The sequence below is a fragment of the Roseomonas sp. WA12 genome (assembly GCF_054165765.1).
On sequence record NZ_CM135108.1, the window covers coordinates 4686527 to 4702714 of the forward strand.

7 protein-coding genes are annotated in these 16188 nt (G+C 72.3%); 3 read left to right on the top strand and 4 right to left on the bottom strand.

Annotated features, from left to right (window positions below; genetic code table 11):
- Window positions 1-6: 6 nt before the first annotated feature.
- Both ACVBD7_RS22075 and ACVBD7_RS22080 read left to right on the top strand, forming a co-directional pair.
- Window positions 7-1512 carry a Ppx/GppA phosphatase family protein gene (locus ACVBD7_RS22075; protein ID WP_458097750.1) on the top strand — a complete coding sequence of 502 codons (1506 nt, stop codon included), beginning with the start codon at window positions 7-9 and terminating at the stop codon, window positions 1510-1512.
- A 174-nt stretch (window positions 1513-1686) separates the two neighbouring features.
- Complete coding sequence (locus tag ACVBD7_RS22080; RefSeq protein ID WP_458095390.1) at window positions 1687-4734, top strand: PAS domain-containing protein; 3048 nt, start codon at window positions 1687-1689, stop codon at window positions 4732-4734.
- 7 nt (window positions 4735-4741) lie between these two features.
- Here ACVBD7_RS22080 and ACVBD7_RS22085 read toward each other — a convergent pair whose 3' ends face one another.
- Complete coding sequence (locus ACVBD7_RS22085; RefSeq protein WP_458097751.1) at window positions 4742-5743, bottom strand: LLM class flavin-dependent oxidoreductase; 1002 nt, start codon at window positions 5741-5743, stop codon at window positions 4742-4744.
- Between the two features lie 132 nt (window positions 5744-5875).
- Here ACVBD7_RS22085 and ACVBD7_RS22090 point away from each other — a divergent pair, with 132 nt between their 5' ends.
- Complete coding sequence (locus ACVBD7_RS22090) at window positions 5876-6340, top strand: hypothetical protein (RefSeq protein ID WP_458095391.1); 465 nt, start codon at window positions 5876-5878, stop codon at window positions 6338-6340.
- A 70-nt stretch (window positions 6341-6410) separates the two neighbouring features.
- Here the strand turns inward: ACVBD7_RS22090 and ACVBD7_RS22095 are convergent, their stop codons facing one another.
- From ACVBD7_RS22095 to bcsA, 3 genes are all read right to left on the bottom strand, one after another.
- On the bottom strand, window positions 6411-7724 hold the full coding sequence (locus tag ACVBD7_RS22095; RefSeq protein ID WP_458095392.1) for an LLM class flavin-dependent oxidoreductase: 1314 nt from the start codon (window positions 7722-7724) through the stop codon (window positions 6411-6413).
- Between the two features lie 113 nt (window positions 7725-7837).
- Window positions 7838-11587, bottom strand: a complete 3750-nt coding sequence (locus tag ACVBD7_RS22100) for a cellulose synthase subunit BcsC-related outer membrane protein (RefSeq protein WP_458095393.1) — start codon at window positions 11585-11587, stop codon at window positions 7838-7840.
- A gap of 3 nt (window positions 11588-11590) precedes the next feature.
- The gene (bcsA, locus tag ACVBD7_RS22105; protein WP_458095394.1) at window positions 11591-16186 is read right to left on the bottom strand and encodes a UDP-forming cellulose synthase catalytic subunit; all 4596 of its coding nucleotides are present in this window, start codon (window positions 16184-16186) and stop codon (window positions 11591-11593) included.
- Between the last annotated feature and the right edge of the window lie 2 nt (window positions 16187-16188).

Here is a 16188-nt window from a genome sequence, read left to right on the forward strand (position 1 = left end):
GCGGTCCTGCCGCGCGCCGGGAGCGACGTGGCTCCGCCACGCGCTGGGGTCGTCGATCTCGGCTCCAACTCCGTCCGCCTCGTCGTCTTCGAGGGGCGCTGCCGCAATCCCGTCGCCATCTTCAACGAGAAGGCGGTGCTCGGCCTCGGCCGCGGCCTGCAATCCACCGGCCGGCTGAACGCCGCGGCGGTGGAGAGCGCGCTGACGATCATGGGCCGCTACATCGCCATCGCCCATGCCATGGGCGCCAACCCGATCGAGGTGCTGGCGACGGCCGCCATGCGGGACGCCGCCAACGGCCCCGCCTTCGCCGACGCGCTACGCGCCCGCATGCCCGGCGTGCCGCTCCGCATCCTCACCGGGGTGGAGGAGGCGGCCATGTCGGCCGAGGGCGTGCTGCTGGGCGTGCCCGGCGCGGACGGCATCCTCGGCGACATCGGCGGCGGCAGCCTGGAGCTGGTGGACCTTGCCAACGGGCAGCCCAGCGCCTCCGTCAGCCTCCCGCTCGGCGTCATCCGCCTGGCCGAGCGCGCGGGCAATGACCCCGCCCGCGCCCGCGGCATCGCGGAGGATGCACTCTCCACCGTGCCCTGGCTGGAGCGCGGGCAGGGCAGGGACCTCTACCTCGTCGGTGGCGCCTGGCGTGCCCTGGCGAAGGTGCACATCACCCAGACCGCCTATCCCCTCTCCATCGTCCATCACTACGTCCTCCGGCGGGAGGAGGCGCGCGATCTCTGTGCCGCCGTGATCGCGGCCGGCGAGCGCGCCAGCCGCCTGCCCGGCGCCCCGGCCAAGCGTGTGGCCGACCTGCCCTATGCCGCCGTCGTGTTGCGCCGCCTGCTCCGCCGCACCGGTGCGCGGCGCGTGGTGTTCTCGGCAAATGGTCTGCGCGAGGGCTGGTACGCCCGCCTCCTGCCCGACTCTGTCCGCAACCAGGACCCGCTCCTCGCCGCCGGCGCCGACCTTGCCGCGCGCTTCGGGCGAGATCCCGAGATGCCGCCGGCTCTCACTGCCTGGACCGCGCCACTTTTTCCCGGGGAATCCCCGGCCGAGGCCGCGCTGCGCCGCGCAGCCTGCCAGGTCTCGGACACGGGCAGCCACGACCACCCTGACTACCGCGCCGAGCAGGCCTTCCTGCGCGTGCTGCGCCAGCCCGGCGTCGGGCTGGACCACCACGCCCGCGCCTTCCTGGCCCTGGCCACCGCCCTTCGCTACGACGCTGAGGAGGCTGCGGTCCTGTCCCCCGCGCGCGCCCTGCTGGGCCCGGCCGCGCAGCTTCGGGCGGAGCGGATCGGCGCAGCGTTGCGCCTGGCCTATACCCTCTCTGGCGGCACGCCGGCCCTGCTGGCCCGCACCGCCCTGGTTCCGCGCGGCAACCGTCTGGTGCTGCAACTGGAGGAGGGCGGCGGCGTCTTCGCCGGCGAGAGCGTGCAGCGACGGGTAGAGGCGCTGGCGACTGTCATGGGCATGGATGCCGTCGTGGAACTGGCCCTTCCCTCAGGCGCGGCCTGAGGGCGGGCCCGGGGCGCGCCCGCAGACCGGCTTTGTGGCTGGCACTGCCGGTGCGCCCGGTGCAGGTTCCCCGGAACCATGCCTGACGGGACCCCTCTCCCGCCGAGTCCCGGCACCCGGACCCCGGGCCTGCCGCCACCGGCCGGCCACGATCCAGCACGGGAGCCGGGCCCGATGCCCATGCTCGGCGTCCGCGCGCGCCTCCTGCTTCTTGTGTTGGCGACCGTGCTGCCGGTGCTGGCCTTCGCGGGCCTGGCCCTATGGCGCTTCGCGGAGGCCCGGCGCGACATCCTCGAGCAGGCCGTGGTGGAGCGCGCCGCGGGGCTGGGTCGGATGGTGGATGCGGAGTTCGAGACGCTCGCCTCCACCCTGCGCACGGTGGCCCGCACGGCGTCCTTCCAGGAGGGTGACCTGGACCGGGTGCACCGGCATCTCGTTCCCCTGGCGCGCGACATCGGCGGCAGCCTCAGCATTCGCGATGCATCCGGCCGCCTGATCCTGCACAGCCACATGCCGCAGGGAACGGAGGATGCTGCCCCTCGCCGGCCGGACTGGGCGGAGCAGGCGCCGGTGCTCAACCAGCCGTATGCAACCGATCTGTTCTCGGGATTCCGGACCGGCAGGGCCAGCTACGGCGTGCTCCTGTCCATGGAGGATGCGGCGGGGAGCCACTTGCTGCTGGCCGCCACCCTCCCGGTCCAGCGCTTGTCCGAGCAACTACGGCGGGAGCTGCCGGAGGCGGGCTGGTCCGCCCTGGTGGCGGACCGGGCCCATCGGGTTGTCGCGCGGAGTCTGCGGCCGGAGCTGGCGGTCGGGCGCGATGTCAGCGAGACCTTCCGGACCGTCTCGCCGGAACTCTGGCGGGGCCAGAACCTGGACGGTCTCCCCGTTGTCGCCGCGCGCATCCGCACGGCCTCGGGCTGGTCCGTGGGCGTGAGCCTCGATGCCCGGGTGGTCGATGCGCCGGTCCGGCAAGCCGTGCTGGCACTGGCCGGAGTGGGGGCGCTGCTGCTGACCTGCGCCCTGCTGCTCGCGCTCCTCGCCGCGCGCCACATCTCGCGCGCTTCGATGAGCCTGTCGGACGCGGCGGCCGCGTTGGGACGGGGGGAACCGGTACCCCCGGTCCGCACCGGGCTGCGCGAGGCGAATGCGGTTGGCGCCACCCTGGCGCAGGCGGCCTCCACCATCGCAGCCCGCGACGCCGCCCTGCGCGAGCGCGAGGCCCAGCTTGCCCGCACCCAGCGCCTGGCCCGCGTGGGAGGCTTTGAGATCGAGATCGAGCGCGACGCGGCCGGCCAACCCCGCTTCCACAACCAGCGCTCGCCCGAATACCTGGTACTGCACGGGCTGGATCCGCAGGCGGCGGAAGAGCCGCATGAGGCATGGGTGGCCCGCGTTCACCCGGAGGACCGCGACCGCGCCGCCCGCACCTTCATCGCTGCCGTCGAGGGCACTGGCCCGGACTACTCGGCGGAGTACCGCGTGCGCACCTCCGCGGGTGAGACGCGCTGGATTTCTGCCCGGGCCGAGATCGAGAGGGACGAGGCTGGCCGCGCCATCCGCATGCACGGCGTGCATCTGGACGTCTCCGCCCTCCGCCACACCGAGGAGCGGCTGGCCGAGAACCAAGCCGCCCTGGCCGCCGCCGAGGCGCGGCTGCGCCTTGCGCTTGAGGCCGGCGGGCTGATCGCCTTCGACCTCGACCTCGGATCCCGGAAAGGGGTTTTCTCCCCGGCCCATTTCACCCTGCTCGGCCTGCCCGTGCCGGCGGACGGGCGCGGGGACCTCGCCAGCTGGCAGGCGGCGATGCATCCCGACGACCGGCCGATCACGCAGGAGGCCTGGGAGCGCGCCCTGGCCGAGGGCAGTACGGTACTGCTGGAGCACCGGCTCGATACGCCGCGTGGACTGCGCTGGATCGCCGCTGCCGGTCGCCGCCTGCCGGGCACCGACCGCTTCGTCGGCGTCTATGCCGACGTCACCGACCGGCGTACCGCCCAGGCACTGCTGGAGGCACGGGTGAGGGAGGCGGTAGCCGCCGCCGAGAGCGCCCAGGCCCAGCTCGCCCAGGCGCGAAAGATGGAGGCGCTCGGCCAGCTCACCGGCGGCGTGGCGCATGACTTCAACAACCTGTTGCAGGTGGTCGCCTCCGGAGCTGCGCTCCTCCGCAAGCGCGCGGCGATCGCGGCCGATCCGGGGGCGGGGCGGCTGCTGGAGGGGATTGCCGGTGCTGCCGACCGTGGCGCCGCGCTGACCCGCCGCATGCTCGCCTTCGCGCGTCGGCAGGAGCTGCGGATGGGTGCGGTGGACACCGCTTCCCTCATCGGCGCACTGCGCGACATCCTGGTCCGCAGCCTCGGGCCCGCCACCCCGCTCGAAGTCGAGCTGCCTCAAGGGCTTTGGTGGGTTCAAGCCGACCCGAACCAGCTTGAGCTCGCCCTGCTGAACCTCTGCGTGAACGCGCGCGACGCCATGCCGCCGGACCGTTATCCGGGTGGGCATGTGCGCATCGCGGCCCGCAACGCCCCTGCCGGTTCCCGCGACGAGCCGGGTGCCGGCGACCCGCCGCCCGAAGGCGACTGCCTCGTTATCGCCGTCTCGGACGAGGGGTCAGGGATGGATGACGAGACACTGGTCCGCGCCACCGAGCCCTTCTTCACCACCAAGGGCGTCGGGCGCGGGACAGGGCTCGGCCTGTCCATGGTGCACGGGCTCTGCGCTCAGTCCGGCGGTGCGCTGCGGCTGATCAGCGCGCCCGGACGGGGCACCACGGCCGAGATCTGGCTGCCGCGTGCCGAGTTGGGCAGCAATCCGGCGCCGGCGCCGCAGATCATTCCCGCCGCGCAGCCCAACGTGCGGAGCCTCGATGTGCTGGTGGTGGATGACGACCCGTTGGTCCTGGCGAGCAGCGCGGCACTGCTCGCTGATCTCGGCCACTCCGCGCGCGAGGTGGATTCCGGCGCCGCTGCCCTGGCCGCCCTGGAGAAGGGGCCGCTGCCCGACCTTGTGCTGACCGACCACGCCATGCCCGGCATGACCGGGGCGGAGCTGGCGACGCGGATCGCCGCCCTGCATCCCAGGCTGCCGGTGATTCTCGCCTCCGGCTATGCCGACCTGCCGGCAGGCGAGACGCCCGAGCTGCCCCGGCTGGACAAGCCCTTCGGGCGCGACGCGCTGGCCGCGGCCCTTGCCGCCGCGACGGGAGCCGCCGCGGCGACCTAGCCTCGGGCTAGGCCGGAACGGGCTGCGCGGCCGCGACTTCGGCCAGGATGGCGTAGGACCGCTTGCGCGCCTCGGGATCGTGGATGTGTCCGGTCAGCATCAGCTCGTCCGCACCGGTGCGCTCGATGATGTCGTGCAGCCCGCGCCGGACAGCATCCGGCCCGCCGACGATGGTGCAGGCCAGCGAGTTGTCGATCATCGCCCGCGCATAGGGATCGAGGCTCTCGTAGAAGCCCTCCTTCGGTGCGGGCAGCTTGCCCGGGCGCCCGCTGCGCAGGTTCACGAAGGACTGCTGGTGCGAGGAGAAGATGAACCGCGCCTCCTCATCCGTAGGCGCCGCGTGCAGGTTCACGCCGATCATCACATGCGGCTTCTCGATATGGCCGGAGGGCCGGAAGCGCTCGCGATAGATCGCGATGGCGTCGTGCAGCGAGGTGGGCGCGAAGTGGGAGGCGAAGGCATAGGGCAGGCCGAGCGCCGCCGCGAGCTGCGCGCCATAGGTGGAGGAGCCGAGAATCCAGACCGGCACGTCCAGCCCCGCACCGGGCACCGCCTGTACGCGCTGACCGGGCTGGGCCGGGCGGAAATAGGCCATCAGCTCCATCACGTCCTGCGGGAAGGAGTCGACATCGCCCTGCAGCGTGCGGCGGAGCGCGTGGGAGGTGACCTGATCGGTCCCCGGGGCGCGGCCGAGGCCGAGATCGATGCGACCGGGATAGAGGGCGGCCAGCGTCCCGAACTGCTCCGCCACCGTCAGCGGCGCGTGATTCGGCAGCATGATGCCGCCCGCCCCGATGCGGATGCGCTTCGTGCCGTTCGCCACATGGGCGAGGGAGACGGCCGTCGCCGCGCTGGCGATGCCGGGCATGTTGTGGTGCTCGGCCATCCAGTACCGGTCGTAGCCGAGGTCCTCGGCGTGGCGGGCCAGATCCGCCGAGTTGCGCAGCGCCTGGCCGGCGTCGCTGCCCTCGGGGATGGGGGAGAGATCAAGGACGGAGAACGGGATCATGAAGGGGATGTGGGGCGTGTGACCCGGCAATTCGAGATCTCTTGGACCATCTCCGGCATGGGACGACGAGCGCCGTTGACGATGGTTGTGAAGCCTCTATGGAAGTCACGTAACGACCTTCGATGTGGAACCATGATCAAGGGCAACATCGCGCTTCTTGCGTGCGTGGCACTCGGTGCATGCGGCACTCCGGCACGCCTCGCGACCCGGTCGGCCGAGCCTCCGGCAAACTACCGGGAACTCATCGCGGACGGCCTGCGTGCCAACATGGGTGGGGGATCGACGGACTACCGTGACGTGAAGATCTCCCCGCCCTTTCCTGGGCAGCAGAGGAACGTAGCTTACGTCAGAAGCCCTTACTCGCCTCACTCTGTCCCAGTCAGCGAGCATGTGGCGGCAAGCGCGTGGATGGTCTGTGTCTACTACAAGGCTCGCCACTGGCTTCACGGCGAGCAGGAGTACGGCGAGATCTACATGATCGACAACGAAGGGCGGGCGGAACGCGCCAAGCGTACCAGCGCGTCCAGTGGGGAACTGGCGTTCCTGTCGCCGTGCAATCGCCTTCGTCCTTCGGCGCTCCAGCCTCTCGCACTGTAACGCCAGGCGGTATCGCCGCTTAGGTCCGGCCGCTCCCGGGCGGTAGGGCCCTGTCAGGAGCGGCCGGGTTTCAGGTCGGGATGACCTCACGAGGGGAGAAGAAGCGGTTGGGCGGCCGCGGCAGCCCCAGGTTCTCCCGCAAGGTCCGCCCCTCGTACTCCGTCCGGTGCAGCCCGCGCCGTTGCAGTTCCGGCACTACCTTCGTTGCGAAGTCGTCGAGCCCGGCGGGGAGGAAGGGGAACATGATATTGAATCCGTCGCAGGCGCCGCTCTCCAACCAGTCCTGCATCTCGTCGGCGATCTGCCGGGGCGTGCCCACCATCGCCGCGCCGGCATAGCCGCCCAGCCGCTGGGCGAGCTGGCGGACGGTGAGGTTCTCGCGCCGGGCGATGCCGATGGCGCGCTCCCGTCCGCTCTTGCTGGCGTTCGTCTCCGGAATGTCCTGCGGCAGGGGCGCGTCCGGATCGAAGAGCGAGGCATCGGTGCCGAGCGCGATGGAGAGGGACGCGATCGCGCTGTCATAATGCACGCCGGAATCGAGCAGGGCGCGCTTCTCCCGCGCCTCCCCCTCGCTGTCGCCCACCACCACGAAGGCGCCGGGCAGGACGAGCAGGTGGTCCGGGTTGCGGCCGGCACGGTCCGTGCGGGACTTCACATCGGCGTAGAAAGCGCGCGCCTCCGCGATCGGGCCACCGGCGGCGAAGATCACCTCGGCCGTCTCGGCAGCCAGTTGGCGCCCGTCATCCGAGGCGCCGGCCTGGACGATCACGGGATGGCCCTGGATGGGGCGGGCGACGTTGAGCGGCCCGCGGACGGAGAAGTGCTCGCCCTTGTGGTCGAGCACGTGCATCCCGTTCGGATTGAAGTACGTGCCGCTCTCGACATCGCGGATGAAGGCGTCATCGGCCCAGGAATCCCAGAGCCCCTCCACCACCTCGATGAACTCATGGGCCCGGCGATAGCGGGCCGCGTGCTCCCAGTGCTCCTCTCGCCCGAAATTCATCGCCTCGTTCGGATTGCCTGACGTGACGACGTTCCAGCCCGCACGGCCGCCGCTGATATGGTCGAGCGAGGCGAACTTCCGGGCGATGTGCCAGGGCTCGTTATAGGTGGTGGAGGCGGTAGCGATGAGGCCGAGCCGCTCCGTCACCATGGCCAGCGCGGGCAGGAGCGTCAGCGGGTCGAAGCTGGTCGTGGTGGCGCTGCGCTTCAGCGCCTGGATCGGCATGTTCAGCACGGCCTGATGGTCGGCCATGAAAAAGGCATCGAACTTTGCCGCCTCCAGCGTCCGGGCGAAGCGGGCGAGGTGCTGGAGGTTGAAGTTGGCGTCCGGGAAGGCGCCCGGATAGCGCCAGGCAGCGGTGTGAATGCTGACCGGGCGCATGAAGGCACCCAATCTCAGGCGCCGAGGGGAGGAAGGCATCGCGGGCTCAATTCACGAAGAATGTTCGTGCATTGATATGATGAACGGGGTGCCGCCGTGCAAGGCGGCCCCCCTCAGAAGCGGTTCTGCAGCCGCATCTGCAGCCGCGTCTCGTCGAAATCCGCCGCCTTGTCGTAGCGGACGCCGCCGCTGAGCGAGAGGGTGGGGCTGATTGCCCAGTCCACTTCCGCCCGCAACCCGCCCACGAAGCCGCTCTGGGACTGCGAGGCATAGAAGGCGGTGACGCCGCCGGGGCTGGCCGCTGCCTCCACCTGCCGTTGCAGGCCGGCGTCGTTCGGGAAGTAGGGCGCCTGATCCTCGCGGAAGCTGGCGTAACCGACCGTCGCGCCGATCCGGTAGCTGACGTCACCCACTCGCCCGCGCCAATCCACGGGGATGTTCACCGCCGTGTACTGCTGCGGGCTGAAGTAGCCGCCATGGCCGAGGGTGAAATAGCGCAGGTTCCGATCGTAGCCGAAATAGACGAGGTCCACCCCGCCGGTCAGCTCGCCGGCCGCGCTCTTGGTCAGGGGCAGGGAGAGTCCCGCTCCGGCCTCGAACCGCGTGTTGCTGGCCACGCCTTGGCCCTCGAAAGTGGCGTAGCCGCCGCCGGCATAGGCGAAGCCCGTGCCCACCGGCACCTCCACCTGCCCGCGACCCCCGGTCCGGACCACCGCGCCCCAGCCGGTGCGGGTGCGGTCGTCCACCGCGCCCGCCCAGGAGAGCAGGCTGTCCGTCACCGCACGGCGCTCGCCGGTGAAGCGGAGGCGCAGGCGGTCGGTCAGGGCCGGAGCGACCTCGATCCCGCCGACGATGTTGGTACGGCGGAAGCCGAGCGGCGTGCTGCCGATATCGAGCTTCAGCCAATCGCCCCGGGTGTAGCTGGCCGCCACCGCCACGCCGGCCGCGCTCGTGTCGCGCACGGAGGCAAGGGATGCGGCGCTGCCGGGGAGGGAGGTGTTCAGCGCATTTGTGCCGAAGCGCCTGAGCGCCTGCGCATCCGCGAGCGGGGAGCCGGCGCTTATGGTCACCGGCGTCACCGAGGCGCCCAACCGCCCGCCCAGCGTACCAGGCGAGAACTCGGCCCCGAAGGTCGCGCTCAGCTCGGTCAGCCGGTCCAGTCCCTGGTCGCCGGAGCGGATGCGGCCGGCCACGGTGCCCGCGAGAAGGCTGCCCGTCTCGGTTCGCAGCGCCTCGCCCTCCGCCTGGATCTGGCGCAGCACCGGGTCGGCCGGCTGGGAGGTCGTGGCCGAAGCGAGCGAGCCGGAGCGCGCGAAGGGATTGGCCAGGCCCGCCATGGGCAGGGCGCCGCCAAGCTGGGCGGTCGCCCGGCCGGAGCCGCCGAGTTCCGCACTGCGCTGCACGGCCGCAGTCTCCAGCGCGCGGCGGGCGCGGTCCTCGTCCCCCGCGGCACGGGCGATGCGGGCATCCAACAGTGCCACGCGGGAATCGCGGGGGCTGTTGGCCTGCGCCCCGGCCAGGATTCCCTCGGCCCGCGCCAGGTCGCCCAGGGCCAGCGCCGCGTCGATCGCGGTGCGCCGGGCTTCTAGGTTGCGCGGGTCGCGCATCAGTACGGCCTCGGCCAGGCGCAGCGCCTCCGCTGGCCTTCGGGCGCCGGCATTCAGGCGGGCAAGGGCGAGGTTCGCGTCGCTACTGGCCGGATCCGCGGTCAGCACGGGGCGCAGCCGCTCAAAGGCATCGGCCTGGTTGCCCGCCTCGTTCAGCCTGTCGGAGGCGCGGACGGCGGCGCCGGCGCGGATGGCCGCGAGATCGCGGCGCTGCTCGGGGGTGGCGGCGGAGGTTTCTGCCCCCGCGGCCAAGGCCGTCGCCTCCGCATCCAGCCCGGCGCCGAGCAGGGCGCCGGCCACCGCGATTCGGGCGGCAGGGCCCGCTGCGCCGCGACCGGCGATGGCCACGCGCGCGGCCTCCCCGGCGCCAGCGGCATCCCCGGCCTCACCGAAGGCGCGGATCACAGCGACCGCCGTGCTGCCGGTCGGGTCCGGCCGGGCGGCAAGGGTGAGCAGGCGAGAGCGGCCCTCGATCGGGCTCAGCGGCAGCAGGGCTGCGGCGGATTGCACCTCGCGCTGGCCGCGGATGCGGGCGGCGAGGCGGGACATGTCCGGGCTGCGCCGCTCCGGCGGCACGCGGCTGAGCAGGGCATCGGCATCGGCGGTGCGGTTGTCCTCCTCGGCCAGCAGGGCGGCGGCGAAGGCAGCATCGGGGCTCGGCCTGCGCGCGGCGAGATCCTCCACCGTGGCCCGGGCCTCGGCGCCGCGGCCCTGGCGACGCAGGGCGCGGGCCAGGTCGAGCCGCGTCCAGGGATCTTCGGGCGCGGCCGCGACCGCGTTCCGCAAGAGCGCGACGGCGGCGGCCGGGTCCGCCGCGCGGGCGGCCTCGGCCCGGAGTTGGTTGGCCTCGGGGCTGGTGGTGCTGGCAATGCCCGTCGCGGCCCGTGGCGCGGCGGGCCGGGGGGTGGCGAACTCAGCCGGCCGGCCCTGGGCCCGTAGCGCCGAATTTAGCCCTTGCTGCGCGGGGCCGAAGCCCGGGCGGCGGCTGAGGGCGGCACGGAACCGGGCCTCGGCGCCCGGCGCGTCGTTGCGGCGCAGCGCCAGCTCGCCCAGCACCACCTCGGCATCGGAGCGATCATCGACCTCGCGCATCGCGGCGCGGCGGGCGGCGGCATCCGCGCCGTCCAGATCGTTGCGGCGCAGCCGAGCCTGGGCGTCGGCAAGGTCGGAAGGATAGGCGGCGGCGTCCAGCGCGCGCTGCCATTGCGGCGCACGGGCCGGATCGGCTGCAACGGCGCGCTCCAACAGGCGCCGGGCCTCGGACGTATTGCCCTGGCGCAGACGCACGATGCCCAGGCCGCCCAGCGCATCCGCATCGTTCGGATTGGTGGCGAGCACCCCCTCGAACCCGCGCGCCGCCTCGGCCGTACCGCCGGCTTCCAGACGGGCGAAGGCGGATTGCCGGGTGGCGGCGTTCGGATCGGCAGGTGCCGCGGCCGGTGCGGCGCGCAGCGTCTCCAGCCGGCGGCGCAGTTCCGCGTCATCGGGATAGCGCTGCAGATAAGCTTCCACCGCCGGCGCGGCGGCCGGGTCGTTGCCGGAGAAACCGAGCGCGGCGCGCCAGGCCTGCCGTGCTTCCGTTCCCACCTCCGGCCGGTCCACCAGCTCGGCCAGACGGCGGATGCCGTCGGCGCGCGTGGAGGCGGCATAGGTCAGGCCCTGGGCATAGGCCAGGCGCGAGCGATCCGTGGCGCCGGGCCGGGAGGCGAGGGCGGCGAGCCCGCGCTGCCCCTCGGTGCGGCCGGCTTCGGTGCCGGCGAGGGTCTGGTTGTATTCCAGCACATAGGGCTCGGTCGGGCCCTGGGCGCCGAAGATCTGGCGGTAGCGCTGGGCCGCTTCCTCGGTGCGGCCGTCCCGTGCCAGGCGACGCGCATCCTCGATGGCGGTCCGGTCGACGGCCGCGCTGCGGACCGCGCCCTCGGCCTGGGAGCGCTGCTCCGGGCTGGCGCCCGCGGCGCGGAGGCGAGTGAGGAAGGCGTTCGCCGTTTCCCGGTTGCCGCGCGCGACTTCCAGCCGCGCGGCGACGGAGAGAACCGCGGGGCTGTCGGGGGCGGCCGTGAGGGCACGCTCTACAGCCGGCGCCGCCAGGTCCACGCGGTCCTGCGAGAGCCACCGCTCCGCCTGGCGCACGAGCACCTCCACCGCGGCGGGCGGGGTTGATGCGGCGTCCTGTGCGGCGGCAGGGCCGGGGAGGGCTGCCAGGACGAGCGCGGCCTGCAGTGCGCGCCGTGCCGTCGCTTGCCGGATGCGGGCCATGGCTTAGCGCTCCCTCTGCGTGCGGACCCGCAGCCGCATCGCGGCGCGGCGGCGCAGGAGCCAGTGGAAGGGAAGGCCGAGCAGCAGGGCGCCGAGGACCATCAGCCCCGCCACGCGCCAGGGACTGGTGCCGAGCCAGATATAGGGCAGCACCCACCAGGGCGGGCTGCCGACGCCGTAGCTGGCCGCCGTGCGGTGGCCCGTCACCCGGCCGCCATTGATGAGGACGAGGTCGCCCTGCACCCGGGCCGAGGCCTCGGGGTCGCGCAGCGCGGCGACAACGCCGGACAGCGCCGCCGGCGTCGCGCCAAGGATCGCGACGACCGACTTGCCGGAGGTGAGCGGGCTCTCGGTGCCCACCAGCACCGAGGCGCCCTCGCCCAGCTCGGACAATGCGGTGGAGGCGCGGGTGAGCTCGTCGGAGCCCGGACGGTCGAGGAAGAGGGCGCGGATATCGGCCAGCGCGTCGGGCGCCGAGATCGCCAGCCGGTCGTTCTGCACCTGCATGGGGCTGTCGCGCAGCAGCGTGGTGGCGGCGGGCTGGCGGCCCATCGTGCCCATCACCAGCAGGTCCTGCCCCGCCACGCTCTGCAGCCCCGAGGGGAAGACCACCGAGAGGCCGGTGGCGGGATGGCCGACCTGCGCGGCGAAGCGGCCGATCAGGTCGAGGAAGGCGGCCGCCTCCACCGTGTTCGGCCGCTCCGGCAGCACCGCGGCGGTGCCGGAGAGATCGGCCATGCGGGTGAAGGGGAAGCCGGCGGAGGCGAAAAGGCCGAGGCTCGGCAGGCGCGCGTAGCGCCAGGCGCGGGAGACGTCGATCGTGCTGTCGGGATCGACGGTGGCGCGGATGTCGCCGGGTACGGCGGTGCACTCGCCGCGGTTCAGCGGGCGCATGTCGAAGCGCATCTGCAGCTCCTCCCGCCCGAACAGGTAGTAGGTGGGCACCATCACCCGCCCGGTGCGGACCGCCGAATCCGGGAAGAGCCAGCCGGTCAGCAGGTTCAGTGGCCAGATCCGCTCGCCCGAGCCGAGGGGAAGCGACTTCAGGAAGTTTTCCGACACCAGCACGTCGAGCCGCGAGGCGCCGACATCCACCGCCTGCCCATTGGGGCCGCGGAAGCGCAGATCGGCGGGGATGCCGCGATCGGCCCAGGTGAGGAGGTCGGGCGCGGTGCGCAGCGGCACGCGGATGGTGCCGGGCGTGTAACCATAGGCCTGCAGCTCGGAGCGATCGACGAGGCTGCCGATCTGGGCGGGCCGGTCCGGCGGCAGCCAGCGCGGCGCGTCATAGGGCCGGCGGGGCGGGATAACCGGCGCGGAGACGCGCGCCAGCTCGCCCCCGATCGCGCCGCGGCCGGCAGCAAGCGCCAGCGCGGCCTGCGCCACCTCCGCCTCCGACCGCCCGCCGAGCACGAGCAGCGTGCCGAAGGGGTCGGCCGGGTTTGCGACCATGGCGAGGGTGGGCCCCTCGAACCGCGGCAGGGTGAGGCCGGGCACCGTATCGGGGCCGGAGGCGATCACCAGCGCATTGCCTGTCGCGGGCACGGTGCGATCCACGGGGAAGCTGGCGCCGCGGTAATCCGCCTGTACCGCGAACCAGGAGGTGGCGACGGCGGCCGCGCGAAGCCCCTGCGCCCCCGTCTCGGCCGGGATGATGACGGGCAGGGTCAAGGCCCGGCGCAGCACGCGGCGGTCGAACAGCGGCTCCGGCAGACGGGCGAGGTCGCGCTCAGGCGGCAGGCGCTCGATGGTCAGCGAGAGTGTCGAGAGGTCGGAGATGTTGGCGTAGAGCAGGCCCGAGAGCGGGTCGTTGCACTCGGCGGCGTAGCGGCCGGCGAAGCGGAAGTTGAGCCGGTTCACCTCCGAGAAGTTCAGCGGGTCGATATCAAAGGAGAGCGGGCCGAAGGCTTGGCGCGCGGGATCAAGCGCGATGTTGCCAACGAACTGCTCGTTCAGCGTCACCGCGATCTGGCTGAGCGAAGGGATGAGCGCGGCAGAGGAGCCGCCCTGAACGGAAAGGCGCGCGGCCGTCACCACCTCGTCCCGCGAGAGGCCGAAGAGCACGCCCTGGAGGTCGGAGGTGCCGCGGAACTGCATCGGGCCGGTCAGCCCCAACTCGCGGAAGGTCAGCCGTGCTTCCCGCCGGCTGCCCGGTGGGGCCGGTGAAGCAGCCGGTGCAGCAGCGGGTGCAGCCGGGGCAGCGGGCGCCGTGGGCGCCACGGCCGGCGGGGCCGCGACCGGCGCGGGAGGTGCCGGCGCCTGTGCAGGCAGGGCGGGCGGCGTGAAGGAGGGAATGGCCGTCTCGGGTGGCCGTGCCGGCGCGAGGCGCGGGGCCGGCTGGGCGGCGGCGCCGAGTGGCAGCAGCAGCGAGAGCGCGATCGCCGCCGCCGTGACCGCCGACCGACGCTCCGTGCCGGCATCGGACACGACCTGGGCCTTCGGCCGCACCACGTCGGAGACGCGGACCTGATCGACGGCAACGGGTTTGCTCACGCGGCTCGGCACCTTCGTCATCTTGAAGCGGTATTTGCGGAACACAGCATCGCGGGTCGACATGACCACGTCCTTAAGTGCGCGCAGCGGGCGGTCCTGCGGCCAGTGGTCCCATTTCAGCCAGGCATCGGGGCGCCCGAAGAACACCCGCACCATCGCAGCCTCGTTCTCCAGGTTCTCCGTGTGGAAGCGCAGGAAGGCCTCGCCCTCCTCCCAGTGGAGAAGGGTGGCACTCACCTCCACCAACTCGTCGCCGAGATCGAAGGAGACGCGGCATTCGTCGCCATCGGCGATCCCAAGCGGCCGGTCGAGCAGGAGGCGCGTGCCGGACAGCGAGATGTCCGAGGACTTCGCCGACACCTCGCGGCCATCCGACAGGATCAGCCCGGCGGGCAGCGTGACCTCTGCCCTGGCGCGGTCGCGCATCTGCTCGCGCTCCTGCCCGACAGCCACGGCCGCGGAGACGGGCACGAGGCAGAGCGTGCACCACAGCGTGTTCAGCAGATAGGCCTGGAATTCCAGCGATCCCGCCTCGTTGGTCAGCGTGCCCCAGAGCCCGATGCAGACGCCGGTGATGAGGGCGGCGAGAAGGATGAGGTTTGGCAGCACGGCGCGGACGTCGAGGTAACCCTCGTCGAGCCGCCCGCCCTTGTCGGTGACGTTGAACTTGCCCTTTCGCGGGTCCCAGAGGGTGGCGAGCGTGACGACGACGAGCGGCGCCGCCATGCAGGCCTCGTAGATCTCGGACCAGAAGGAGTGGCGGTTGCGCCCGTTGAGGCGGGAGGCCGTGCCGAAGGCGTGGAACATGTGGCTGCCCGCATAGGCGATGATCGCCAATGGCGAGGCCGCGATGATGTTCTGGCCGAGGAAGAGGAAGGCCAGCGGCGAGGTGAGGAAGACGAGCCGCGGCAGGGCGAAGAGGAAGGAAAAACCGGCGGTGAAGTAGCAGAGCCGCTGCGCCCAGGTGAGGCCGCGCGCGAAGGGCGTGTTCTCCTGCCGCATGATCTGAATCATGCCGCGCGCCCAGCGCATGCGCTGGCCGATATGGATGGCCAGCCGCTCGGTCGCCAGACCGGCCGCGAGGGGAAGGCGGATATAGGCGGTGTTCCAGCCCTTCTGCTGCATGCGCAGCGAGCAGTGACAGTCCTCCGTCACCGTCTCGTGCGGGACGCCGCCCACCTCCAGCAGCGCCTCGCGCCGGATCAGCGCGCAGGAGCCACAGAAGAAGGCCGCGTTCCACAGGTCGTTGCCGGGCTGGATGGCGCCGTAGAAGAGCAGGCCCTCATTCGGCACGGGGCGGCCGCGGGCCAGGTTCCGCTCGAACGGATCGGCCGAGTAGAAGTAGTGCGGCGTCTGCACCATCGAGAGACGGCTGTCGCGCACCAGCCAGCCGGCCGTCATCTGCAGGAAGGCGCGGGTGGGCGCGTGATCGCAGTCGAAGATGGCAACGTACTCGCCATCGGTGTGGCGCAGCGCGTGATTGATGTTGCCGGCCTTGGCGCCCTTGTTGTCAGGGCGGATGATGTAGCCGCAGCCAATCTGCTCGCAGAACTCGCGGAACTCCGGGCGGCGGCCGTCGTCCAGCACGTAGACGTTCAGCTTGTCCCGCGGCCAGTCGATGTTCATGCAGGCGAGCACGGTCGGCCGAACGATATCCAGGCTCTCGTTGTAGCTGGGCACATAGACATCCACGCTCGGCCAGTCCGCTGGGTCCGGCGGCAGCGCGGTCGGCTTGCGGTTCAGCGGATAGGTGAGCTGGACGTAGGAGAGGAAGAGCAGCGAGCCTGCATAGAACTCGGCGGCGAGAAGGCCGACCGAGAGCATGCCCTGCAGGGCGTTGTCGAACTCGATCGTCTCCGTCACCCGCCACCAGAGATAGCGGGAGGTGATGGCGAAGGAGAGCAGCACGAGCAGCACCGTGGCCCGGCGCGACTTCGAGCGGCGGATGACGAGGAAGGCGGCCACCCCCAGAAGGGTCAGCACGGCCTGTCGCTCGCCACTCAGCGGCACGGTCACGACGAGGAGGAAGGCCAGGGCCCCGAGCAGGATGCTGGCGATGCGCAGCAGCCGGCCCGAGGAGGGCAGGCGCTCCGACGTGGCGGTCATTC